Origin of the sequence: Hymenobacter terricola, from assembly GCF_017921975.2 — a bacterium.
GTDB classification, from domain to species: Bacteria; Bacteroidota; Bacteroidia; order Cytophagales; family Hymenobacteraceae; genus Hymenobacter; species Hymenobacter terricola.
Genome location: NZ_JAGEMO020000007.1, coordinates 1 through 26,356, shown reverse-complemented (window position 1 = coordinate 26,356; position 26,356 = coordinate 1). Strand labels below are relative to the sequence as shown.

Below are 26,356 nucleotides of genomic sequence, written 5' to 3'. Positions count from 1 at the left end.
GCAAAAGTACGGCTTTTTCTTTAGTATCCGTTTTTTAAGGCGTTGGTATGGCGATAGAAGAAAAAAAATAGCGCCGAACTCGCAACGCGCTGGTTTACCAGACGCAGCAGGACTGTTCGCCCAGTGCCAGTCTCTTCAACCGCTTGCCTCGCGCAACTTCCCGTTTGGTTTCCGTCTTTTGACCCCGGATACTCTTTCTTACGTGCTTTCCCTTCCGTATGCTGACCCTTCGCCTCACGCTCGAAAGCTTTCGTTTTGCCCTGGATGCGCTCAAATCCAACCTGTTGCGCACCATCTTGTCGCTGTTGGGGGTCACGGTGGGCATTTTCGCCATCATCGCCGTTTTCACTATCGTCGATTCGCTGGAGGCCAACATCCGCAGCAGCCTCGATTTTGTGGGCGACAAGGTCATTTACGTGTCGAAATGGCCCTTTGCCTTCGATTCGGATTTTCCGTGGTGGAAGTATTTCAACCGGCCGGTGCCCACCCCGCGCGAGTACCAGCAGCTGCGCAAACAACTGGGGCCCAATAACAAAGGCATCGCCATCTTCGCCGCCAACAGCGGCAACACCCTCAAAGCCGGCTCCAACTCGGTGGCCGACTGCGTGCTGCAAGGCGTGAGCTACGATTTCCGCGTCGTGAGCAACGTGCCTATCAAAGAAGGCCGCTACTTTACCACCCAGGAAATGGACGCGGCCCGGCCAGTGGCCATCATCGGGGCCACCATCGCCGAAAACTTATTCCCAAATGGCAACGCCCTGGGCCAGCAGTTCAAGGCCCGTGGTGAAACCCTGACTGTGATTGGTGTGATGGAAAAGGAGGGCAAAAAACTCATCACCATTTCCAGCAACGATGCCAACTGCATCGTTCCGTTCAATAACTTCACCAAGCTCTTCGCCCTGAGCACCACCGGTTTCGGGGGCGGCCCCAGCGCCACCATCGCTGTGAAAGGCCGCGACGAGGACCCCGGCCTGCTCGATTTGGAGTACGAAATGCGTGGGGTGATGCGCAACATCCGGGGGCTCAAACCCCGCGAGGACGACAACTTTGCCCTGAACCGACCCGAGATGATTGCCTCGGCCATCGGCAAACTGTTTGGCGTTATTGGCATCGTGGGGGGCATTATCGGGTCGTTTGCCATTCTGGTGGGGGGCTTCGGCATTGCCAATATTATGTTCGTGTCGGTACGGGAACGCACCAATATTATCGGCATTCAGAAGTCGCTGGGAGCGAAGAATTTTTTCATTCTGTTTCAATTTTTGTTCGAGGCCATTTGCTTGTGCCTCATCGGCGGGGGAGCGGGTATTTTGCTGGTCTGGCTCGTGACGCTGGTGCCGCAGGATGCGCTGCCGCTCACCATGTCGGCGGCGCGCGTGGTGCTGGGGCTGCTGATTTCCGTGGGCATTGGGATAATTGCGGGCATCGTGCCCGCCGTCATGGCCGCCAATCTGGACCCGGTTATCGCCATCCGGGCGCAGTAGAAACGCCCGTTTGCGTTTCGCCGTTGCATGAAGCGCCGCCCTGGCCCGGCCGATAGGAGCAAGCCGTTACATTCTCAAATAGCCTCACGCGCCCGCTCAAGCTTTGCTTCGGCTGGCGGTACTTCCAGCATGACGTTTCCTTCCTTTTTGCAGTACGAAATTTTTGGTAATGCCTTAAATCAGTACCTCATTGCGGTGCTTATTCTGGTGGTGGGAGCGGCTCTGCGCCGGCTGCTGTCGCGGCTGCTGAGCGCGGTGCTGTTCCGCCTCACCAAGCGCTACACCGCGGGCGTGAGCGAGCAGGAATTGCACGAGCTGCTAATTCAGCCGCTTGCCACGCTGCTGCTGTTGGGCACCATCTACGCCGCCTGTGGAGTGCTCCGCTACCCCTTGCTGCCCTCCGCGGTGCCCGGCGTCGAGCCCTGGCCTAAGGTGGCGCTGCTGCGCGTTTTTCTACTGGGCTTCATCGCCACCGTAACGTGGGTGGTGATGCGGCTCATCGATTTTGCGCTGCTGGTGGTGCAGCGCCGCAATGAGCTGCGCCAGACGCCCGGCAGCACGCGGCTCGACAACCAGTTTCTGCCCTTTGCCAAGGATTTGCTGAAGGTTTTCGTCATCATCCTGGGGGCGATGGTGGTGCTGGGGGAGGTGTTTGGGGTGAACGTGACGGCCCTGGTGGGCGGCCTGGGCATTGGTGGGCTGGCCGTGGCGTTTGCGGCCAAGGAAAGCCTCGAAAACCTCATTGCCTCGTTCACCATCTTCCTCGACCAGCCCTTTGGTGTGGGTGACCTTGTGACGGCCGGCGACGTGAGCGGCACGGTGGAGAAAATCGGCTTCCGCAGCACCCGTCTGCGCACCGCCGAAAAAAGCTACCTCACCGTGCCCAACAAAAGCATGATTGACAAGCCCCTCGACAACCTCTCGCTGCGCACCTCGCGCCGGGTGGGCTTCACCCTCATTTTCGACCAGAAAACGACCAGCGCGCAACTCCATTCCATCATTGCCGATGCCGTGGCAGCCCTGCAGGCTCACCCGCTCGTGACCCAGGACGTGCAGATGAAATTCAACGCCCTCACGCCCGCCGGCAAGGAGGTAACCGTGCAATACTTTGTGGGCACCACCAGCTACGACGAGTACCTCGACGTGAAAGAAGACCTCAACTACCGGCTGGTGGAAGTGGTGGAGCAGCACGGCGGCGCCTTTGCCGGCACCCCGGTTTCTGCCGCAGCAGCGGTGGCCAAGCCCTAGAAAGGGCGTTAAGCAACGGGAGTCTACCGGCTGGTTGAAACGCCAAAAAACCTCTCCCTGAATCAAGGAAGAGGCTTTTTGATGAATATTTTAACGGACTGACCCGGAAAGGCAAGCGGTTTCAGACGAGCCTTAGCGGCCGCCAAACAAACCGCCCAGCATGCCGCCCAGGCCGCCGTTCAGCAGCCCGCCCAGGCCGGAGCCGCCCGCGCTGGCCGGCTGCGAATTGGGACGCCCGCCCAGGCCGCCCAGAATGGACATCATCGAGCCCAGGCCGCCGCTGCCGATGGCCGAACCCTGCTGCGGCAAGTCGGCCGTGGCCTGCGAATTGCCCCCGCCGAGCAGGCCGCCCAGCATCCCGCCGCCGAGCAGGCCGCCGAGCAGGCTGCCCATGCCGCTGTGGGCCGCGCCGCCCAACAAGCCGCCCAGACCACCGCTCAACAGGCCGCCGCCGCTGTTGCTCTGGTCGCCGTAGCCCGTGTTCTGGTTGCTGCTGCCACCCATTACTTTGGAAATCACCATCGGGGCAACTACGCCCAGCAGGCCGGCCATGAGCGCACTCTTAGGAATGCCCACGTTGGAGAGCTTGTCGCCGATGCTGTTGAAGAAGCCTTCTTTGGCCGGGTCTTGCGGGTCGTGGGGCACGCTGGCGGCCTGGTCAACCACGTTTTCGAGGGTTTGCTTTTGTTCGGGGTTGATGCCGAGGTACTGCGCCATTTTGGCAATCATGGCCTCCTCGTCGTTGGCATAGGCCCCGTCGGCCCGGGCGAAGCTGATAAGGTCGGTGACGAGCGAGAAGCGCAAGTCGCTGTTTTTGAGGATGTCGAGATTCTGCTGAATGCTTTGGTTGTTGGCGTCCTGTGCGGCGGCCAGCACCTGCTGGGTGGCTCCTCCCGACAGGCCCGCCTGCTGCGCGAGGGCCTGCAGAAACTGGTTTTCGGCCCCCGAAGCCTGGCGGTCAGCCGTGGCTAGGCTGGCGATGGCGCTGAGGTAAGCGGTTTTTTCTTCTTCGGAGTAGTTCTGGAGGAGTTGGGTATCCATGGCAATGGGGCGTGGTTTGAAAGATGGAAAGTTTGGAAGTGCTTAACGGCGCTGCCGGGAATACGTTGCATGCGAAAAAAAGCTGCTCCGAACGAGTTTTTTTCAAGGAAAGGAGATTTTTTCTGCCCCTGAAAATGAATTTGTTGCTGCTTTATAAGCGCCTTATTCGAAGGATTTCTGGCCCGCAAAGCAGCAACATGTTTGGCATTTCCGAAATCACCCCCCATCTTTGCAATCCCAAACGAAAATACCCCGGGGGATTAGCTCAGCTGGTTCAGAGCATCTGCCTTACAAGCAGAGGGTCGTAGGTTCGAACCCTACATCCCCCACAGTGATAAACAGCCATTTAGCACACAAACTAAGTGGCTGTTTCGTTTTTGGTGCCCACGTTGGTGCCTACAAGCTTGCCACCGGCCATCACTGGGCTTGTGTTTTTTGGGAGGTTAGCTCAGTTGGTTTAGAGCGCTTGCTTCACACGCAAGAGGTCGAAGGTTCGAATCCTTTACTTCCCACCATCAGCAGCCACTTAGATGTAAATCTGGGTGGCTGTTTTATTTTTGATGAAGGCCCCGCTGCTGCATTGGATTGGCTCTGGTAGCAGCCGATGTTCTTGTTTCCCAATAGCTTCTAATCGAATACTTTCTCCGACGTACCGGGCTCGCTATGCAACCGGCTTCGCACCAGGCTATTTGCTACTTTTGTTGATTGCCTGCTCAACTGGTTATCCGTCGCACTTGGTGAAGCACTTATTCGTCTTTTGTAGTCTCCTGCTCAGTGCCTTGCCCGGGTATGCTTTTGCGGAGGCCAGCGCGGCCGACAGCTTGCTAACTGAGCTGAACCAGGCACTGGCCCATAAAAAGGAATATGATGGCCAGCGCCTGAACCGTATTGCGGTGCTCACGGCGGATTTTGCTTCTTCCGAGGCCAACGACAACGCGAAATTCGACCTGGGGCTGCGCATTTACGACGAGTACAAGGCCTTTAAATACGATTCGGCCTTTGTGTACTGCCAGAAAATCAGGCGGCTGGCCGAGCAGCTCAAAAGCCCCGAGAAAATTGAGGTAGCCAACCTGAAGCTGGCTTTTGTGCTGCTCTCGTCGGGGCTGTTCAAGGAGACGTTTGAAACGCTGGACAACATCAATTCCCGGCGATTGACGGAGGCCGATAAGCAGAGTTTTTATTTCCTGAAAGCCCGCGCCTACAGCGACCTGGGCGATTTTAATCAGGACCAGACGTACCGGCCCGCCTACTACGCCAAGGCCCGGGCTTACGCCGACACGGCCCTGCAGTTCTGCCGCCCGGGCTCCTACGAATGCCTGTCGGTGCAGGAGTTCCGGGCCCAGAAAACCAACAACCTGGCGGCCGGGGCAGCCGTGTACAACCAGATTCGCCGGCTGCCCCGCCTCACGCTGCACCAGCTGGCCGTGAGCGCCAGCACCACGGCCTACCTCTACGAGCTGGCGGGCCAGCCCGAAAAAGCCTTTGAGCTGCTGCTGGTGTCGGCCATCGCCGACGTGAAAACGGCCACCAAGGAAACCACGGCCATCTTCAAGCTCTCGGACTACTGCTACCGGCAGGGCGACCTCAAAAATGCCTACACCTTCATCAAAGAAGCCCGGGAAGACGCCGCTTTCTACAAGGCCCGGCAGCGGCAGATTGAGATTAGCCACGTCTCGTCCATCATCGAAGGCCAGAAAATCAACATCATCGAAAACCAGCGCAAGTCGCTGAAAACCTACGCCATTATCATGACGCTGCTGGCCGGCGTGGTCATCGGGTTTGCGGTGGTGAGCTTCCGGCAGCTGCGCCGGCTGCGCAAGGCCGACCAGCTGATTTTTGCGGCCAACCGCGAGCTGCTGGAGCGCAACGGCGAGCTGCGCCAGCTGAACAGTGGCCTGAACGAAGCCAACAAGATTAAGGAAGAATACATCGGCTATTATTTCCACAACAACTCGCAGTACATCGACAAGCTTGAAACCCTGAAGAAGCGGGTTGAGGCCCTGCTGAGCAGCAAGCAATATGCCGGCGTGCAGAAGCTGGTGGACGGCGTGAACATCAAAACCGAGCGCAACGAGCTGCTGAAAGGCTTCGACACGGTGTTTCTGCGGCTGTTTCCGAATTTCATCACACAGTTTAATACCCTGTTTCGGGAGGAAGACCGCATCCACCTGCCCGAGGACCAGCTCCTGACCACGGAGCTGCGCATCTTTGCCCTCATCCGGCTGGGCATCGATGACAGTGAGCAAATCAGCCGGATGCTGGGCTACTCTATCAACACGATTTATACCTACAAGACGCGGGTAAAAAACCGGTCCTTGCTGCCCAACGAGGAGTTTGAAACCCGCGTCCAGGCCATCCAGGCCGTTTGAGTTGAGGCAGTTGGCGAAGCCTTTGAGCGGCGGCTTTGCCTGGTCAGGTGGGTACCCACTCAGCAGCGTGTTATTGGCCCGGAGTTATAAGCCAGCGGGAAACCTGGGCAGGTAGATGGGGATTGAGGCGGTGGGTCAGCAAGCTTGAATGCTGATGAATGGCGGGGAGTTTATGAATGATTTCAGGGGGCTTCGGCCCCTTTTTTTATCAGGATATGCGGGCAAACGGGCTATATCGGCCTAATATTTTAGCAGGTATTTTCACTGGTAATTAATTGTAAATAAATGTATTAAAGCCTTGGTGGGTTAATATTTTTCATACTATGGTTTGACAAATTTCAGGCGGTGAGGGGTGACTCTAGTTTTGCCCAACTCCCCGCCCCAAACGATTGCGAAAGCCAGCGAAGCCACCGGTTTGGTTTGGCGTCAGAATACGGGAAGGGGGGGCGCGGGGCCGGCAGCTGCATTGCACAGCATTGGCCCCGATTCCATTCGTCACTCACTAAAATCCCACCCATGTTGCACGTGTTACCACCTCTTCATGCTCCCCGATTTCTGCGGAAATTCCTGCTGACTTCAGCGCTGGGAGCTTATACAATGAGCGCCGCTTTGGCGCATCCGACGGCGCTGGTTTCCCGGTTTGCCGGCTCGGAAACAGTGGCCGGCGGCACCATTACCGGGCGGGTAGTGGACGCCAAGGGCGAAGGCATTCCCGGCGTCACGGTTATTGTGGAAGGCACCACGTTCGGCAGTTCGACCGACGTAACGGGGGCTTATTCCATTGCCAATGTGCCGGCCGGGCCGCATACCCTGGTTTTTTCGTCCATTGGGTTGAATTCCAGCCGCGTGGCGGTTACGGTGCTGGACGGACAGGCAACCCAGGTGAGTACTACGGCGCTGAGCGAGAATGCCACGCAACTCAACGAGGCCGTGGTGGTAGGCTATGGCACGGCCCGCCGCCAGGACGTGACCGGCTCGTTAACTACCGTCACAACCAGGGACTTTGTGAAAGGCCAGGTAACCTCGCCCGAGCAGCTGGTGCAGGGCAAGGTGGCCGGCGTGCAAATCACGACCAACGGCGGGGCGCCCGGCGAGGCCAGCGTGATTCGCATTCGCGGGGGCTCGTCGCTGAACGCTAGCAACGACCCGCTTATCGTCATCGACGGGGTGCCGGTGGACAACCAGGGCATCAACGGCGCGGGCAACCCGCTGTCGCTGGTCAACCCGCAGGATATTGAGAGTTTTACGGTGCTCAAGGATGCTTCCGCGACGGCCATTTACGGCTCGCGGGCAGCCAACGGCGTTATCCTCATCACGACCAAGAAAGGGCTGGAAGGGGAGAAGATGCACGTCAATATCAGCTCGCAGGTGTCGCGGGCCACAAACTATGGCAAGGTGGACGTGCTGAGCGCCGACGCTTACCGCGCGCTTTACCAGCAGGCCATTGCCAATGGCAGCATCCCGGCCACCACGCCCGCGTACCTGGGCACGGCCAGTACCGACTGGCAGGACGCCATCTACAAAACGGCCTGGACCACCGACAATAGCGTGAGCCTGACGGGCAGCACCAAGCACATGCCCTACCGCATATCGGTGGGCTACCTCGACCAGGATGGAACCTTAAGAACCGGCAATCTGAAGCGCAACTCGGCTTCCATCGGCCTTTCGCCCAGGCTGTTCGACAACCACTTGCGCATCGATGTGAACGTGAAAGGCACCTGGGCCGACTTCCGCTTTGCCGACCAGGGCGCCATTGGCGGGGCGGTGCGCTACAACCCCACCGAGCCGATTTATAACACCGGCCCCGGCGGGTTCAACGGCTATTACGAGTGGCTGAATGGCGCCATTCCGAACCCGCTGACCGACCGCAACCCGGTGGCGCTGCTTAACGACAAGCGCGACCGCAGCACGGTGCAGCGCAGCATCGGCAACGTGCAGTTCGACTACCAGGTGCACGGCATCGAAGGCCTGCACGCCAACCTGAACCTGGGCTACGACTACTCGCGCAGCAACGGCACCATTTTCATTGGGGCCCCTTCGTCTATTGCTTATGCCGCTCCGGGCCAGGATAATTCCTCGGGCCAGAATAATTCCTACCACCAGGGCAAAAACAACAAGCTGCTGGAGACCTACCTCAACTACAGCAAGCAGCTTGGCAAACACCACATTGAGGCGCTGGCGGGCTACTCGTACCAGGATTTCTACACCTACGTGCCCTCCCGGCTCTCGTACCGGACCGACGGCATGACGAAGGCCAACGCCGCCGACACGGTTCAGAACCCTTATAAGTCGCAGTACACGCTCCTCTCGTACTACGGCCGCCTGAACTACAACTTCAACGACCGGTACCTGGTGACGGCCACGCTGCGGGCCGACGGCTCCTCGCACTTTCGCAACCACTGGGGCTACTTCCCGGCGGCCTCGGTGGCCTGGCGCATCAACAAGGAAAACTTCCTGGCCGAATCACAAACCGTATCGGACCTCAAACTGCGGGCGAGCTACGGTGTGACGGGCCAGCAGGATATCACCAGCGTGGCCGGCGACTACCCGTACCTGGCCAAATACAGCCTCAGCGGCTCGGCGAACCAGCAGATATTTGGCAACACCAAGGTAATCAGCCTCAAACCCGCCGCTTACGACGCCAACCTGAAGTGGGAAGAAACGGCCACTTACGATGCGGGCCTGGATTTCGGCTTCTTCAGCAACCGCCTGACGGGCACGGTGGACGTGTACCTGCGCAAAACCAAGGACCTGCTGGCCGTGATTCCGATAGCGGCCGGCAGCAACCTCTCCAACACGCTGCTCACCAACATCGGCAACCTGGAAAACCGGGGCGTGGAGCTGGCCCTGAACTACAACGTGCTGCAGGGCACGGGCCTGAACTGGTCGGTGAATGCCAACTGGACTCTGAACCGCGGCAAGATTACCAAGCTCTCGCAGGTGGAAGACCCCAACTACCAGGGCACGCCCACGGGCAACGTCGGCAACTTCCAGTTTGTGCAGATTAACGCCGTGGGCTACGCGCCCAATACCTTCTTCCTGTACCAGCAGAAGTACGAAAACGGCAAGCCGCTGCAAGGCCCCACGTCGAGCCTGAGCCCGGCCCAGTACGTGGACCAGAACAACGACGGCATCATCAACGAGCGCGACAAGGTGTACGGCAAGAACCCCGCGCCGAAGGCCATTCTGGGCTTCAGCTCGAACCTGAGCTACGGCAAAGCCAGCCTGGCCTTCACGGTGCGCTCCAACATCGGGGGCTACGTGTACAACAACGTGGTTTCGGGCCAGAACAACTACTACGGGCTGAATACCACCCTGGGCTACTCGTCCAACGTGGTGCCCGCCATCTACAATACCGGCTTCAAAAACGGGCAGCCGTTCAGCGACATCAACCTGGAGGACGGCTCGTTTGTACGCCTCCAGAACGTGACGCTGGGCTACGATTTCGGCGCGCTGCTGCACGCTGGCACCACCCTGCGCTTCTCGCTGGCTGGCCAGAACCTGCTGCTGCTCAGCAAGTACTCCGGCCTCGACCCCGAGCATGCCACGGGCATCGACAATCAGTTTTACCCCCTGCCCCGCACCATCACCGCCGGCGTCAACATTGGTTTTTAGGCATGAGCGAACGTCATGCAGAGCGCAGCGAAGCATCTCGCGTGCTCAACTAATCCAATCGATTGAATTACCACCACATGCGAGATGCTTCGCTGCGCTCTGCATGACCCTTCAGTCAGCTCTAATGACTGACAACCAACAACTGACAACCAACCACTCCCATGAAATCCCACCCATTCCTGCGCCGCGGCGGCCTTGCGCTGGCCCTCACCGTTGCCTCATTTGCCGGCGGCCTCACGGCTTGCAACAAAGACCTCGACCGCACGCCATTTTACGACCTCAACACCGAGTCGGTGTATAAGGACCCGGCCAACTACATCAAAGTGCTGGCCAAGTGCTACGCCGGCTTCAACCTGTCGGGCAACTCCGGCACCCCCGACGTGTTTGCCGGGCAGGGCAAGGACGAGGGCGAAACCGCCTACCTGCGCGCCTACTGGTACCTGCAGGAGTTGACTACCGACGAAGCCGTGGTGGCCTGGAACAGTGCCCCGCTGCAGGAGCTGAACACCGCGAGCTGGACCTCGACCAACGACCTGATAAACAACTGCTATACCCGCATTTTCTACGAAGTGGCGCTGTGCAATGAGTTCATCCGCGAAACCAGCGACGACAAGCTCAGCACCCGCGGCATCACCGGCGTGGATGCCGATAACGCCCGCCTCGACCGCGCCGAAGCCCGCTTCCTGCGCGCCCTGGCCTACTACCACGCCCTCGACCTGTACGGCAATGTGCCCTTCGTGACCGAAGCCGATGCGCCCAGCAAAGCCCTGCCCCACCAAACCACCCGGGCCGCCCTGTTTGCCTACGTCGAATCGGAACTGAAAGCCATTGAGCCGGCGCTGAAAACCGCCCACACCAGCCCCTACGGCCGCGCCGACCAGGGCGCCGCCTGGGCCCTGCTGGCCAAGCTCTACCTCAACGCCGAGGTGTACACGGGCACGGCCCGCTACACCGACTGCCTCACCTATTGCAACAAAGTGCTGGCCGCCAACTACCGGCTGGCCCCGGAATACCGCCTGCTCTTTCTGGCCGATAACAACGTGACTTCGGCCTCGGAAATCATCTTTCCGCTCGAGAGCGACGGGCTGGTGTCACAGGTGTATGGCGGCACCACTTACCTGGTGCACGCCGCCGTGGGCGGCCGGATGCTGGCCAGCGGCTTTGGCATCAACGGCGGCTGGGCCGGCAACCGCACCCGCAAAAACCTGCCACTGCTGTTCCCCACGCCCGCCAGCGGCTTCGATAGCCGGGCCATGTTCTTTACCAACGGCCAGACGTTGGAAATCAACGACCTGACTTCCTTCACGGATGGCTACGGCGTGACCAAGTGGCGGAACAAAACCTCCACCGGCGCCAACGGCAACGACCCCCAGCAGATTTTCGTGGATACTGACTTCACGCTGTTCCGGCTGGCCGATGTGCAGCTGATGTACGCCGAAGCTGTGCTGCGTGGCGGCACCGGCGGCACCCAAACCCAGGCCCTGGCCTATGTAAATGGCCTGCGGGACCGGGCCTACGGCAACGCCGGCGGCGGCACCGATGGCCGCATCACCCTGGCCGAGCTCACGGCCCCCAATTTCATTCTCGATGAGCGGGGCCGCGAGCTGTACTGGGAAGGCACGCGCCGGACGGACCTCGTCCGGTTTGGCAAGTTTACCACCGGCTATAACTGGCCTTTCAAGGGCTACTCCGGCCCCGCCGACACCAAAGCCGGCCACGACATCGCGGCTTTCCGCAACCTCTATCCGCTGCCCTCCACCGACCTCGTGGCCAACCCCACGCTGGTGCAAAACCCCGGCTACTAAGCGGCGCTGAAACATACACGGTTTGGGACTTAGTGCCTGGTGGCCAAGGTGGGAAACCGGGTGGGAACCTCGGGATGGCACTGGTAATGCCAGCTTTTGGGTGAGCCAGGCACTAAGTCCGAAACCCACCATTACTGCCCCAGGGCGGCAGCATTTCATCGACTTTTTCTATTCCCACTCACATTTCACTTTTTCACTCATGAAGAAAACCCTTACTCTGGCCCTGCTCGCTACTTTGACGGGAGCCACGCTCAGCGCCCAAGCGCAGATTACGCTCGACGGCATCATAAATGCCAATGAAATCGGCACCGCCGGCGGCAAGTACACGTCGCTGGGCGCGTTTAGCACCGCGCACGTCGGCAATGCCGGCTTCGGTTTTGCGGGCCTCCTGCGCATGTACGGGGCCAACAGCAGCACCAAGCTCTACATCGGCCTGGCCGGCACCATGGAGGCCAGCGGCAACAACTTCCAGCTGTACATGGACTTGCCGAACCGGACCGGTGTGCCCGTGGGCACGGGGCTGCCCGCTATTGCGGGCACCAGCACGGTCTTTGGCACCTTTAGCGGCGGCGGCATCGGCGGCACCAAACTGGAACTGGAAGCCGACGCGGCCATTGCCACCACCGGCACCCGCGATGTGCAGGCCGCCATCTACACGGCCACCACGGGCGTGGCCAAGTCGCTGGGCGACGGCCTGAGCACGCCCGCCACGGCCGACGGCATGGCCAATACGATTCCGGCGTCCTCCACTACCGGCGTCTACAGCCTGTTTGCCGGCACGCGGGTAGCCTATCTGGCCCCGACCACGCCCACCGGCGACATCACCAGCAACCCCGGCAACACCAACGGCGGCGGGGCCGGCTCCTACGCCCTCGAATACGAGTTCAACCGCGCCTCGCTGGGCCTGCCTTCGGGCGCTTCCATTGTGCGCGTGATGGCCGCCTACGTGAGCGGCGACGCGTATTGGTCGTCGGACGTGATTCCGGAAATCCCCGGCAATGGCAACAACAACCTGGGTTTCAACCCCGACTTTACGGCCCTGGCCGGCAACCAGGCGGCCATGCTCAACGTGGTGGTAACCAGTGCCCGCCAGGCCGATGATGCCGTGGTGGCCATGAGCGTGTTCCCGAATCCGGCCCAGGACGAATCCACGATTTCGTACCAGGTGCTGGGCGGTACCCAGGCCGTAGCCGTGCGCGTCACCGATTTGCTGGGCCGCGAAGTGCGCATCCTGCTGGATGCCAGGCAAAACGCGGGCTTCCACGACCTCAAGATGTCCGGCAGCGACCTGGCCACCGGCGTTTACCTGGTGCAGGTGCGGGTGGGCGACAAAGTTGCCACCCGCCGCCTGGCCGTGACGCGCTAAACCCCCCTTCGCGCCGGCGGCTGATTGCAGTGGCCGGCGCGGATGTATTCGTCAACCCTTTTTCCCTGATTTCGAGCTAAAGACCTTTTCCGGCCCCTTCGCGGGGCCTGGCTGCCACTGCCTTGCCTTAGCCGGGCACCCCGCTTCACTTCCATCTTTCAATCCAAAATCCCACCGCACATGAAACAAAGAGTCGCTAAAGTATTGGCGGTCCTGGGCGTGCTATACGGCATGAGCCAGACCGCAGTCCACGCCGCCGACGTCACGTTCGGAGTCAATATGCAGTATCGGATTCAGCAGGGGCAGTTCACCGTCGGTACCGATGCGGTGGTGGTGCTGGGCAGCTTTTCGGCCGGCGGCGTGACGCTGACCGACCCGGACGGGGACAAAATCTACACCGCTACCGTGACCAGCCCGGCCGCCGCGGACGCGCAGCTGACCTACAACTACCGCTTCACCCACGGGGGCAGCACGATAAACGAAACCGTGGCCGCCCGCAAGTACGTGGTGCAGGCCACTACGCTCGCCAACGTCCTGACCGACTGGTGGAACGACCAGCTGCCGCCGTATCCCTACGCGAAGTTTTTCGCGTCCTCAACCAAGACGATTCCCGGCGAAGTAGTGCGCTTTAACGATGCCTCCGACGGTGGCGCGGCCACCGCGTGGAGCTGGACGTTTCAGGGCGGCAACCCGGCCACGTCCACGGCCCAAAACCCGACCTGTACCTGGGGCGCGGCCGGCACCTACACCGTGAGCCTGACCGCTACCAACGCCAGCGGCAGCACCACGGCCACCGCCCTGACCGTGACCGTAACCACCGTGGACGCGGCCCTGGGCTGGTGGAACGACGCCGTGTTCTACCAGATTTATCCGCGCAGCTTTTTTGACACCAACGGCAACGGCATCGGCGACCTGGCGGGCATGACCCAGAAGCTCGACTACCTGAACGACGGCAACGCCAGCACCACCACCGACCTCGGCGTGACGGCCCTCTACGTGATGCCCGTGCACGATGCCTCGGAGCCCTACTACGGCGGCTACGAGGTGAAGGACTACAAAAGCATTATCGCGGAAATCGGTACACAGGCCGATTTCGATGCCTTTGTGGCGGCGGCGCACGCCCGTGGCATGAAGGTGATTCTGGACATGGTGTTCAACCACTCGTCGGACGAGCACCCGTGGTTTCAGAGCTCGGCGCAGGGCGCGGGCGGCAAGTACGACGACTATTACGTGTGGCGCGCCACCAACCCCGGCTCGGCCTGGCGCAACAACGCCATCGGCCACTCCAACGCCAATTTCAACGTGTACTGGGGCAAATACGGCACCAAAACGCCCGATTTGAACTACAACAGCCGCTCGGTGCGCAACACCGTGAAGGACATCAGCAGCTACTGGCTGGGCCGGAACGTGGACGGCTTCCGGCTCGACGCGCCCATGTTTCTGTATGAAAACGGCGACGCCATCAGCCTGAGCGACCAGCGCAGCCTGCCCGCCACCTACGCCTACTGGCGCGAGTGGCGCGCCCACATCAAAGCCGCCAGCCCCAACGCCTTCTCGGTGGGCGAAACCTGGCTGTTCGACCCCGTGAGCGGCCCCCAGCCGTCGACCATCCTGGAAGCCTCGAAGTACGTGTACCAGGGCTTCGACATCGGCTTCCAGTTCGACATCGCCTACGGCATGCAGTACGCCCTCAACAACGAGGACAAGAGCTACCTGCAAACCCCGGTGGAAGAGTCGATGAGCTACTACCCCTTCCTGCAGTTCGGGACGTTTTTCTCGAACCACGACCTGTATAAGGACAACTCCTACAAAGCCTTGCGCCTGAAGTCGCGCCTGAACAACAACCAGGATGCCAAGGCCAAAGTGGCGGCGGCCTGGCTGCTCACGGCCCCCGGCGTGCCCTTTGTGTACTACGGCGACGAAGTGGGCGGTGGCGGCAACAACAACTACGCCCGCGACCCCATGCGCTGGACCAACGGCACCAACGGCGGCTTCACGACGGGCACGCCCTGGGAGCCGGCCGGCGACTACGCCACCTACAACGTGGCCAGCGAGCAGGCCGACCCCAACTCCTTCCTGAGCCTCTACAAAAACCTGATTTCGCTGCGCAAGGCCCAGGCCGCGCTGCGCCGGGGCGGCTACAAAACGGTGACCAACGGCTCGACGGGCGTGTATTCCTTCGTGCGGACCTACGGCTCCGAAACCATTTTCGTGGTGCTGAACATGGCCTCGACGGTGCAGAGCAACGTGGCGCTGAGCCTGACCGGCACGGCCATTCCGAACGGCACCTACTCGCTGGCCAACCTGCTGAACGCCTCGCAAACGGCCGCGTCGGTGACGGTGAGCGGGGGCAATATTTCGGGTTGGGTGCCCTTTGCCAGTATTCCGGCCAACGGCTTTTATGTGCTGAAACTGAACAACGGCGCGGCCGGCCCCAACTCGGCCCCGACCCTCGACGCCATTGCCAACCAAATCATTAACGTAGAAGACGGCGTGAAAGCGGTGGGCCTGACCGGGATTTCCGATGGCGACTACTGCACCCAGACGGTGAGCATTGCCGCCACCCGCGCCACCAGCACGGTGCTGAACGCGCCCACCGTTGCCTACACTTCCTGCAATGCCACGGGCACGCTTTCGCTCACGCCGCTGGCGGCCGGCAGCTCGGCTGTGACCGTGACCGTGACCGATAACGGCGGCACCGCCAACGGCGGCATCAACACCAAAACCGTCAGCTTCACGACGACCGTGACGGACCTGCCCAAAGCGCCAACGGGCCTGAATCTGGCCCAGGCCAGCCCCACTTCGGCCAGCCTGACCTGGACCGATAACTCGACCCGCGAATCGGGCTACAAGATTTACTGGTCCACTTCGGCCACCAAGCCGGGCACGCCCAACGCCACCACCGCCGCCAATGCCAGCAGCTACACCGCCACTGGCCTGAGCGTGCAAACCACCTACAACTTCTGGGTGGAGGCCTACAGCGCCAACGGCAGCAGCGCCGCCATCACCGGCTCGCTGGCCCTGACCTTGCCGAACCTGGCCCTGAACAAGACGGCCACGGCTTCGAACATCGAAACCTACCAGGGCGTGACCTACGTGCCAGGTTTGGCCGTGGACGGCGTGGATAACTCGTTCAGCAGCCGCTGGTCGGCCCCGGTGACCAGCGCCGGCGCTACCCAGACCGAATGGATTAAAGTGGACCTGGGCGCGAGCTACAACCTGAGCCGCGTGACGGTGTCGTGGGAAAATGCGAATGCCGACTCCTACTACCTCATGGCGTCGAACAGCAACATCACGCCCGACCCCGCCAATGCCGCCTGGGCCAAGGTGAACTACACCGGCCTGCCCAACCAGGCGCGCCTCGACAACCAGACCGTGGCCCTCACCGGCCGCTACCTCGCCATCTACTGCGACCACAAGTCGCAGCAGTACGGCTACAGCATCTACGAAATCCAGGCGTACGGCCTGGCCGCCACCGGCAACCAGGCGCCAATAGCCAATGCCGGCCCGAACCAGAACCTGGCCAGCACGGCCACCAGCGCCACCCTCACGGCCGCTGGCTCTTCGGACCCCGAAGGCAGCCCGCTGGCCTACACCTGGAGCAAGGTGAGCGGCCCGGCCGCTACGTTCAGCAGCACCACGGCCGTGTCGCCCACCGTGAGCGGGCTGGCCAGCGGCAACAGCTACGTGTTCCAGGTTTCGGTGAGCGACGGTTCGCTCTCGTCCACGGCGCAAGTGACGGTGGCCGTGGCCGCTGCCAATCGCGCCCCCGTGGCCAATGCCGGCCCCGACCAGAACCTGGCCGCCGGCACCACCAGCACCAGCCTCACCGCCGCCGCCAGCGCCGACCCCGACGGCAACCCATTGACCTACGCCTGGACCAAGGTGAGCGGCCCGGCCGCTACGTTCAGCAGCACCACGGCCGTTGCGCCCACCGTGAGCGGGCTCACCGCCGGCATCTACGTGTTCCAGGTGGCGGTGAGCGACGGGGCGTTGTCTTCGACCGACCAGATACAGGTGGTAGTTGCTACCGGCACCGGCGTCACGGCCTACTACATCATCAACCGTTGGAAAGGAACTTACCTGTATGACAACAACCAGGTGGTGACCTACGCCGCCGCGCCCGCCGGCACTGCCTACCAGTGGACCCTGGAAAGCTTTAATGGCAACCAGCGCATCAAAAACGTGGGCACCGGCCGCTACATGAACATTGAGAACCAGCTGGCCTCGGTGGAAAGCACCACCGTGCCCGACTACTTCACCAGCGGCCAGTGGGTGCTGGAGCCTTACGCCGGCTACACCCGCATCCGCAACGTGTGGAAAGGCACCTACGTGAACGTGGAAAACCAGACCGGCAACGCCCAGTGCTGGGCCGTGGACGCCACTTTCTACAGCGGTCACTGGACCTTCCAGACCGTGCCCGGGGCCCGCGCGGCCCTGGCCACCGGCACCGCCAGTAGCTCGAAAGTCCCGCTCACGATTTATCCAAATCCCATCAGCCGGGGCACGCTCACGCTGCTGCTGCCCACCCGCGCCACCACGGCCCACCTGCGCCTGCTCGACGGCCAGGGCCGCGTGGTAGTGGACCGCGAAGCCGCCGTGAACGGCACCCAAACCGGCCTCGACGTGACCGGCCTGGCCACCGGCCTCTACCTGCTGCAAGCCACCGCCGAGGGCACCACCTACACCGGCAAAGTCGCGATTGAATAACGCCTGAATACCTGCGCCAGCCGGGCGGAAACAGTCTTCGCCCGGCTGGCAAATTCTTTATTTTGATGAAAAAAGCCTTCCGCTATTCCCTGTTATTACCGGCCTGGCTGGCCTGGGCAAACCCTTGCCTGGGCCAGACTGCGATTAAAAAGGCTGCCTACCGCGACCCCGCGCAGTACGGCGAGCCCTTCGCCGGCGTGCCTGATGGCCCGAACGCGACCATCTACCAGGTCAACATGCGGGGTTTTAGTAAGGAAGGGACGTTTAAGGCCGTCACAGCCCGGCTCGATTCCATCAAAGCTTTGGGGGTGAATGTGGTGTACCTGATGCCCGTTTTCCCCATTGGGAAGCTGCGGGCCGTCGATTCGCCCTTCGCCGTGCAGAATTACACGGCGGTGAATCCCGAGTTCGGCACCCTCGCCGACCTGCGCACGCTGGTGGATGGCGCCCACGCCCGCAGCATGGCCGTGATGCTGGACTGGGTGGGCAACCACACCAGCTTCGACCATGCCTGGGTTACGCAGCACCCCGACTGGTACGTGCACGACGCTGCCGGCGCCATCGTGAACCCGATACCGGAGTGGAAGGACATTGCCCAGCTCAATTTTGCCAAGCCGGCGGTGCGTGCGGCCATGATTCAGGCCCTGCGCTACTGGGTGTTCGCGGCCAATATCGACGGCTACCGCTTCGACTACGCCGACGGGCCGACGCAGGAGTTTTTCACCGAAGCGCTGGCCAATCTGCACGCCATTCCCAGGCACAAGCTGCTGATGCTGGCCGAGGGCGACAAAAAGAAATACTACCTCCGGGGCGGCTTCGACCTGTGCTACGACTTTGGTTTTCTCAACATCCTGAACCACGAGGTGTTTGCCAGGAATAAGAGCGTCAGGCTCATCGATTCGGTGAATGCCGCCAACTACCGCAACGCCCCGCCCAACGCCCGGATGCTGCGCTACACTTCCAACCACGACATCAACGCCTGGGAAGGCACGCCCCAGCAGCTTTTCGGCGGCGAGCGCGGCGCGATGGCGGCATTCGTAGTAGCGGCCTATATGCGGGCCACGCCCATGATTTACAACGGCCAGGAAGTGGGCCACGCCGAGCGGGTGCCCTTCATGGGCCCACGCAAGCCGATTGACTGGACGCCCAACCCGGCCCTGACCCAGGAATACAAGCGGCTGCTGCGGTTGCGCAACGGCAGCAATGCCATCCGCAACGGCGCGCTGGCCTCGTATAGCAGCAACGACGTTTGTGCCTTCACCAAAATCGACGGCCAGGAGCAGGTTCTGGTGCTGGCCAACCTGCGCAACGCGGCCGTGAACTACCAGGTGCCGGATGCTGTAGGTAGCGCGGGCTGGCGCAATGCGTTCGATGGCCAGCCCGCCGCGCTGAACAACCTGACTTTGCAGCCCTATCAATACCTGATTCTGAAGAAATAATCCGCCGCTGCCTGGCCCTGACCTGATATTTGCATTATGAGAAATTTTCTGTTGGTGGTGTGCCTGCTGATGGCCGGATACCGCGCCGGCGCCCAGCCCGCTGCGCCGCTGAGTGCCCGCCTCGATAAAGTCAGCCTGACGTTTGCGCTGGGGCCCGACGGCCACCCCACCTACGCCGTGGCCTACGGTACCAAACCGGTGCTGGAGCCCTCCCGTCTGGGCCTGACCTTTGCCGATGGCAAGGGCTTCGATGGGCCGCTGACGCTGGTGGGCAGCGAAACCAAGGACGTGGACGAAACCTGGCAGCCGGTGTGGGGCGAGGTCAAGAACATCCGCAACCACTACCAGCAGCTCACGGTGCACCTGCGCCAGCCGGCGGCCAAGGGCCGCTTGCTCGACATCGTGTTCCGGGTTTTTGCCGATGGCGTGGGCTTCCGCTACGAGTTTCCGCGCCAGCCCAACCTGCAATACTTCACGGTGCAGGACGAGCACACCGAGTTCAACCTGCCCGGCAACCACAAGGCCTTCTGGATTCCGGGCGACTACGACTCCAACGAATACGCCTACACCACCAGCCGCGTGAGCGAGGTGAACACCACGCCCATTCCGGCCATTGAGCAGAAAGCGCCCGCCAACCGCATCCAGACGCCGCTCATGCTGAAGTCGGACGACGGGCTGTACCTCAACATTCACGAAGCCGCGCTGGTGAACTACCCGGCCATGTTCCTGAACGTGGACACCCAGACCTTTTGCCTCACCAGCCAGCTCGTGCCCGACGGTACCGGCACGGGCGCCAAAGCCTATTTGCAGGCTCCCGAGCACACGCCCTGGCGCACCATCGTAGTGAGCGACCGTGCCCCCGACGTGCTGGCCAGCAAGCTCATCCTCAACCTGAACGAGCCCAGCAAACTCACCGATACCGGCTGGATTCACCCGCAGAAATTCGTGGGCGTGTGGTGGGAAATGCAGGTGGGCCGCGCCACCTGGAGCTATTCCGACTCCTCCAACATCAAGCTGGCCGGCACCGACTGGAGCAAGCTCAAACCCAACGGCCGCCACGGCGCCAACACCGCCAACGTGAAGCGCTACATCGACTTTGCCGCCGCGCACCACATCCCCGGCGTGCTGGTGGAGGGCTGGAACGTGGGCTGGGAAGACTGGGTGGGCAACTGGAAAGAGGACGTGTTCGATTTCGTGACGCCCTACCCCGATTTCGACGTGGACGAGCTGCAGCGTTACGCCGCCGGTAAGGGCGTCAACATCATCATGCACCACGAAACCAGCGGCTCGGCCACCAACTACGAGCGCCGCCAGGACGCCGCCTACCGCTTCATGAACGCGCACGGCTACACCTCGGTGAAAACCGGCTACGTGGGCCGCATCATCCCGCGTGGCGAGCACCACGACGGCCAGTGGATGGTGAACCACTACGTGCGCACCGCCCAGAACACGGCCGACCACCACATCATGGTCGACATGCACGAGGCCGTGCGCCCCACCGGCCTCAACCGCACCTATCCCAACTGGCTGGCCTGCGAGTCGGCGCGGGGCAACGAGTTCAACGCCTTCAGCACCGGCAACGCGCCCGAGCACGAAACCATCCTGCCCTTCACCCGCTTCATGGGCGGGCCGATGGACTACACGCCCGGCATTTTCAAGCTGCAAGGCTATGCGGCGGCCGCCCCCGGCCGCCAGGTCCACACCACGCTCTGCAAGCAGCTGGCCCTGTACGTGACGCTCTACTCGCCGCTGCAAATGGCGGCCGACCTGCCCGAAAACTACAACCAGCACCTCGACGCTTTCCAGTTCATCGAAGATGTGCCCGTGGATTGGGACGACACCCGCATCCTGGCTGCCGAGCCCGGCGACTACCTCACCACCGTGCGCAAAGCCAAGGGCCGGGACGAGTGGTACCTCGGCAGCATCACCGACGAAAATGCCCGTCAGCAGCCCGTTAAACTGGATTTTCTGACCCCCGGCCAGCATTACGAGGCCATTATCTACGCCGATGGCAAAGGGGCCGACTGGCAGAAAAACCCCACCGCCTACCGCATTTCGAAGCAAGTGGTGGATAGCAAATCCTCGCTCACGTTGCAGCTGGCCCCCGGCGGCGGCGCGGCGGTCAGCTTTAAGCCAGTGAAGAAATAACGAAGGAGGGTACGACCCCGCACCCTGCCGCACGACGACTATACAACCGCACAAACTCAGTTTCCACGGGTTGCATTTGAGTTTCGACCGTTGGTAACTCAGTTATCAACCGTGGAATCCCGATTTCCAACGTTGTAATCCCGGTTTCCAATGTTGTAAACGGGGATTCCAGGGTTGGAAATCAAGTTATCAACCGTGGAAACCCGATTACGAAGGTCGACAATGGAGTTTCCGGCTTTGGAAACTGAGTTAGACCCGTCATGACGGAAGGATTTCGATTCAGCCCATCAGCGTTCAACGATTTATATCCCCCCTCAACATGGCTTTTAATAGAATTATGCTCAGAACCAGCCTGGCGTTGGGCTTAGCCCTCGGCTTGCTGGCCGGCTGCAAAAAAGACGCTCCTTCCGCCCCCGCCCCCGTCGTGGTGCCGCCCGTCACTTCTACGCCCACGCCGTCGCAGTACGGCATGCCCTTCGCCGGCGTGCCCAACCGCGAGGACGCCGTGATTTACCAGGTGAATATGCGGGCCTTTAGCCAGACCGGCAACTTTGCGGGCGTCACGGCCCGGCTCGATTCCATTAAAGCCGTGGGCGTGAACGTGCTGTACCTGATGCCGATTTACCCGGTCGGGGCAACGGTTACGTACGCCAGCGGCCCGGCGGCCGGCACGCACGCCACGGCCAACTCGCCCTACTGCGTGAAGGATTACCGCGCCGTAAACCCCGAATTCGGCACCCTCGCCGACCTGCGCACGCTGGTGGACGCCGCCCACGCCCGCGGCCTGAGCGTGATGCTGGACTGGGTGCCCAACCACACCAGCTGGGACAATGCCTGGATAACCGCCCACCCGGACTGGTACCAGAAAAACCCGGCCGGCGCAATTACTGCCGTCTCCAACAACGGCACCACCTACGCCGACGTGGCCCAGCTCGACTTCACCAACGCCGCCATGCGGGCGGAGCTGATTTCGGCCATGAAGTCGTGGGTATTCACGGCCAACGTCGACGGTTTCCGCTGCGACTACGCCGATTTCCAGCCGAACGATTTCTGGAAGCAGGCCACCGACACCCTGCGCAGCGTGCGCACCCACAAGCTGCTGCTGCTGGCCGAAGGCTCCCGCAGCGCCAACTTCACCTCGGGCTTCGATTACAATTTTGGCTTCGGCTTCTACGGCGGCATCAACAACGTGTTCCGCAACGGCAGCGCCGCCACCACTTTCGATGCCCTCAACACCAGCGAATACGTGGGCGCCACCGGCACCCAGCAGGTGGTGCGCTACACCACCAACCACGACGTGAACGGCTCCGACGGCACGCCCGTGGCCCTATTCGGCGGCAATGCGGGCGCCATGTCGGCCTTCGTGATAGCCTCGCTCTACAAGGGCATTCCCTTCGTATACAACGGCCAGGAAGCCGGCATGACCACTGCCATTCCCTTCCCCTTTACCTCCGTGAAAGTGCAGTGGGGCGCGCACCCCGACGTGACCCGCGCCTACAAGCAGCTGCTGGCCGCCCGCGCCGCCAGCGCCGCCCTGCGCTCGGGCACGCCCACGGCCTACAGCACGGCCAACGTGTGCGCCTTCACCAAAACGGCGGGCACCGACCAGGCCTTCGTGCTGGCCAACGTGCGCAACACCGCCACCACCTACCCCGTGCCCGCCGCCCTCACGGGCACCTGGACCAACGCCCTGCAAGGCGGGGCCGTCACGGTAGGCACCTCAATTTCCTTGCCCCCCTACGGCTACATGGTGTTGAAGAAGTAACGAAAAGGCCCATTTTATTTCACGCCCGGGGAGGCGCTGGGCACAGCTTAGGGCAATTCATAAGCGGCCAGTAGCAAGATTGCTGCTGGCCGCTTTTTTTAGCGACTGAGCGTCTCACTACGCCTTCCTTCCTTCCTTCCTTCCTTCCTTCTTGCTGCTTACTTAAAATGCTGGCCATCGGCACTGCTTTGCCTCAGCGGTAAGCCGGCGGCCGGGCATTGACTATTACAGGGCTACCTTGCAACTTATTCGGGCTGGATGGGGATTGTTTTCCATCCGAAATGCCTGCTTTCCCCCTCCCTCTTCCTAATTCCGCAACACTTCCCGGCTCAGGGCAGGCTGGTTGTTCCTTCCCCACTTTTTACTTCCCGCGTTCCCACCCGTCGATGAGCATCAAAAAATTAGTTACCGGAATCACCGCCTTCGACCACATTTCGGCCGGCGGCTTGCCCTACGGCCGAACCACCCTGATTTCGGGCAGCTCCGGGTGCGGCAAAACGCTGTTCGGCGCGCAGTTTTTGGCCATGGGCATTCAGCTGTTCGACCAGGCCGGGGTGTTTGTCACGTTTGAGGAACAGGTCGAGGACATTCGCATCAACCTGCGAACCCTGAACTGGGACATCGACCGCTGGGAAAAGGAAGGCAAGTGGGTGTTTGTCGATGCTTCGCAGAAAGACGACGAAACCCTGACCGTGGGCGACTACGACTTGAGCGGCTTCCAGGTGCGGCTGGAGTGCGCCGTCACCAAATCCAACGCCAAGCGCGTGGTGCTCGACTCGATTGGCACCGTGTTCACCCAGTTTCAGGCGATGAATGCCATCCGGCACGAGTTGTTCAAGGTGACCCGGGCGTTGGGCCGGCTCGATACCACGTCCATCATCACCACCGAGCGCACCGAAGAATACGGCAAGGTGTCGCGGCTGGGGGTGGAGGAATTTCTGACCGACAACGTCATCATTCTGCGCAACGTGCTCAGCGACGAAAAGCGGCGCCGCACCATCGAAATCCTCAAGTTCCGGGGCAGTGCGCACGAGAAGGGCGAAAACCTGTTCACCATTCACCCGGAGCAGGCCATCGTCATCATCCCCTTGTCGGCCATGGACCTGAAGTACCGGTCGTCCGGCGTGCGGGCCACCTCGGGCATTGCGAAGCTGGACGAAATGTGCGGCGGCGGCTTCTACCGCGACTCCATTATCCTGGTGTCGGGCTCCATCGGGGCGGGCAAAACGCTGCTGGTGGCCAATTTCATCGACGGCATCCGCGAAAAGCAGGAGCGCTGCCTGCTGCTGGCCTTTGAGGAGAGCCGCGAGCAGCTGTTTCGCAACGCCACCGGCTGGGGCCAGGACTTCGCCAAGCTCGAAGAAGACGGCTACCTGAAGGTGGTGTGCCTGTACCCGGAAGTGTCGTCGCTGGAAGACCACTACCTCAACATCCAGGAAATCGTCAAGGAATTCAAGCCCGACCGCATTGCCCTCGACAGCTTGTCGGCCCTCTCGCGCACTTCCACCGACAAGGCCTTCCGGGAATTCATTATTGCCCTCACCTCGTTTCTTAAACACCAGGAAATCACGGGCATGTTCACGGTGACGACCACGCTGCTCTCCGGCGGCACTTCCGATACCGAGGGCAACATTTCGCCGCTCACCGATACCATTATTTTGCTGCGCTACGTCGAAATGTCGGGTGAAATGCAGCGCAGCCTGTCGGTGCTCAAAATGCGCGGCTCGAAGCACGATTCGTCCATTCGCGGGTTCACCATTGACGACAAAGGCATCAACATCGGCGAGCCCTTCATTGGCGTGAGCGGCATTCTGACCGGCATTCCCATCCGGAGCTAACCCGCAGGCAAACCGAAAATCAATCGCTATAATATATATCCCGTGTCCGGTGTGACAGCCTTCGCATTATTTATGGAAAATCTCGATTTACAGCTTTACGTTAACGGCAAAAGCCACGCGTCGCTGGCGGCCATCGACGCGCTGAATGCTATCTGCACCGAGCGGTTACAGGGCGATTACCGCCTGGAGGTAATTGATATTCAACTGGACCCGGACCGTGCGGAAGCAGCCGGCATCCTGGCCGTTCCGACGCTTATCCGCAGCTGGCCGCTGCCGGTCACGCGCATCATCGGCGCGCTCACGGTGAAGTCGCGGGTGCTGGCGGGCCTGGGCCTGTCGAACTTATAGACGGCCCCAACCCGCCAGCAGCTGCCCGCGCCCCGCTATGGCCGTTCGAGCTTGATGGTGCTTTTCAGGTTTTTGCCCGCCAGGTGCAGGTAGTAAGCGCCGGTTGCCTGCGTTTCCGCCGAGAAATCAAACGCCAGCTCCCTGGTCGATTCCGCTACCGGCCGCTTTCCCTGGGCCAGCGTGGCTCCGGCCTCGGATAGCAGCACGTAGGAGGCATCTCCTTGCCAGCCGGCAGGTAGCGCCACCACAAACCGGCCGCTGGTCGGGTTGGGATATGCCGTAGCCGGTGCCAGCAATAGCGCCGATTGAGTTGTCGCCAAGGAGGTTTTGGCCGAAGCAGCCGGGCGCGCCCCTTGGTTGGTGACGGTGAAAGCCACCGTGAGCGGGGTGCCCGCCGTGCCGCTCCCGCCGCCGCCCGAAAACGGCGTGCCCGTGAGCGAATAGCTGCCCAGCGGCGGCGTCCAGGGGTTATAAACGCCGTTCACATCCCCAAACAGGGCGTAGGGCGCGACGGATTCGGTCTGGTTCTGGCCCTGCGCCCCGCTCAGGGCAAACACCACGCTGCCCACGGCGGCCGGGCTGGTGTTGGCCCGCACGTTGAGGTGCTGCGTGGGCAAGGTGGCCAGGTTGAGCACCGCCCCGGTAGTTAATAATTGGATATCCTGCCCGGTGTCAGCATTCACCAGGGCGAAGTTGGCCACCGCCGGGCCGCCCGCGACCACGGCCGGGTTCACCGTGACGGCCACGGTGCTGGCCGGGCTGGCCGTGCCCGAGGTATCGGTCACGACCAGGGCGAAGCTGTAGGCGCCGGCCACCAGGGCGCTGGCCGTGAGCGTGGCCGTGGCCGCCCCGCTGAGCGTGGCCGGGGCGGGCCCGCTGACCTGGCTCCAGGCATAGGCGGCAATGCTGCCGGCGGGTGTGCCCGTTCCGGTGAGCACCGCGCTGCTGGTGGGCAGCGTGAGGGTTTGGCCCGGCCCGGCGTTGGCCACCGGCGGGGTGCCACCAGAGGTGGTTTTACTGCCGGTATACACTTCCAGGGCGGAGAGTTTGGGGTTGTCGACGCCGCCGGTGTTGCGCGAGGTCAGGGCCAGGTTGAGCGCGCCGTCGGCCACGGTCACGGTGAAGGTTTCGGTGGTGGCCGTCAGCGCGCCCGCTTTGCGGAAGATGTCGTAGCGGCTCAGCA

At 61.6% G+C, this 26,356-nt stretch carries 14 protein-coding genes and 2 tRNA genes; 14 read left to right on the top strand and 2 right to left on the bottom strand.

Annotation, left to right across the window (positions count from 1 at the left end):
• Positions 1-218 precede the first annotated feature (218 nt).
• Positions 219-1,481 carry an ABC transporter permease gene (locus J4G38_RS06860; RefSeq protein WP_210513912.1) on the top strand — a complete coding sequence of 421 codons (1,263 nt, stop codon included), beginning with the start codon at positions 219-221 and terminating at the stop codon, positions 1,479-1,481.
• Positions 1,482-1,610: 129 nt separating this feature from the next.
• Complete coding sequence (locus tag J4G38_RS06855; RefSeq protein WP_210513913.1) at positions 1,611-2,729, top strand: mechanosensitive ion channel family protein; 1,119 nt, start codon at positions 1,611-1,613, stop codon at positions 2,727-2,729.
• Between the two features lie 132 nt (positions 2,730-2,861).
• On the opposite strand, the gene J4G38_RS28590 is transcribed toward J4G38_RS06855, so the two are convergent.
• Positions 2,862-3,770 carry a TerB family tellurite resistance protein gene (locus J4G38_RS28590; RefSeq protein WP_210513915.1) on the bottom strand — a complete coding sequence of 303 codons (909 nt, stop codon included), beginning with the start codon at positions 3,768-3,770 and terminating at the stop codon, positions 2,862-2,864.
• A 254-nt stretch (positions 3,771-4,024) separates the two neighbouring features.
• Between J4G38_RS28590 and J4G38_RS06840 the strand changes: the two genes are divergently transcribed.
• The 12 genes from J4G38_RS06840 (at position 4,025) to J4G38_RS06785 (ending at position 25,173) form a co-directional block, all read left to right on the top strand.
• A tRNA-Val gene (locus J4G38_RS06840) sits at positions 4,025-4,099 on the top strand.
• 108 nt (positions 4,100-4,207) lie between these two features.
• Positions 4,208-4,285, top strand: a tRNA-Val gene (locus tag J4G38_RS06835).
• A gap of 264 nt (positions 4,286-4,549) precedes the next feature.
• Positions 4,550-6,139, top strand: coding sequence for a DUF6377 domain-containing protein (locus tag J4G38_RS06830; RefSeq protein WP_210513917.1), 1,590 nt, complete (start codon positions 4,550-4,552; stop codon positions 6,137-6,139).
• A 597-nt stretch (positions 6,140-6,736) separates the two neighbouring features.
• Positions 6,737-9,754, top strand: coding sequence for a SusC/RagA family TonB-linked outer membrane protein (locus tag J4G38_RS06825; protein ID WP_226163235.1), 3,018 nt, complete (start codon positions 6,737-6,739; stop codon positions 9,752-9,754).
• A gap of 161 nt (positions 9,755-9,915) precedes the next feature.
• Positions 9,916-11,559 (top strand): RagB/SusD family nutrient uptake outer membrane protein, encoded by a 1,644-nt coding sequence (locus J4G38_RS06820; RefSeq protein ID WP_210513921.1) that lies wholly within the window; start codon positions 9,916-9,918, stop codon positions 11,557-11,559.
• 199 nt (positions 11,560-11,758) lie between these two features.
• Positions 11,759-12,925, top strand: coding sequence for a T9SS type A sorting domain-containing protein (locus J4G38_RS06815; protein WP_210513923.1), 1,167 nt, complete (start codon positions 11,759-11,761; stop codon positions 12,923-12,925).
• A 180-nt stretch (positions 12,926-13,105) separates the two neighbouring features.
• Positions 13,106-17,635, top strand: coding sequence for an alpha-amylase family glycosyl hydrolase (locus tag J4G38_RS06810; protein ID WP_210513925.1), 4,530 nt, complete (start codon positions 13,106-13,108; stop codon positions 17,633-17,635).
• A gap of 65 nt (positions 17,636-17,700) precedes the next feature.
• The gene (locus J4G38_RS06805; protein WP_210513927.1) at positions 17,701-19,074 is read left to right on the top strand and encodes an alpha-amylase family glycosyl hydrolase; all 1,374 of its coding nucleotides are present in this window, start codon (positions 17,701-17,703) and stop codon (positions 19,072-19,074) included.
• Positions 19,075-19,110: 36 nt separating this feature from the next.
• The gene (locus J4G38_RS06800) at positions 19,111-21,222 is read left to right on the top strand and encodes a glycoside hydrolase family 97 protein (RefSeq protein WP_210513929.1); all 2,112 of its coding nucleotides are present in this window, start codon (positions 19,111-19,113) and stop codon (positions 21,220-21,222) included.
• Between the two features lie 319 nt (positions 21,223-21,541).
• Positions 21,542-22,987, top strand: coding sequence for an alpha-amylase family glycosyl hydrolase (locus tag J4G38_RS06795; RefSeq protein ID WP_210513931.1), 1,446 nt, complete (start codon positions 21,542-21,544; stop codon positions 22,985-22,987).
• A 386-nt stretch (positions 22,988-23,373) separates the two neighbouring features.
• Entirely contained in the window at positions 23,374-24,825 is a 1,452-nt protein-coding gene (kaiC, locus tag J4G38_RS06790; protein WP_210513933.1) for a circadian clock protein KaiC, read from the top strand.
• Between the two features lie 72 nt (positions 24,826-24,897).
• Positions 24,898-25,173 (top strand): circadian clock KaiB family protein, encoded by a 276-nt coding sequence (locus J4G38_RS06785; RefSeq protein ID WP_210513935.1) that lies wholly within the window; start codon positions 24,898-24,900, stop codon positions 25,171-25,173.
• Positions 25,174-25,208: 35 nt separating this feature from the next.
• Here the strand turns inward: J4G38_RS06785 and J4G38_RS06780 are convergent.
• Positions 25,209-26,356, bottom strand: a 1,148-nt coding sequence (locus tag J4G38_RS06780) for a PKD domain-containing protein (protein WP_449555731.1), incomplete at its 5' end; no start/stop codon positions are given.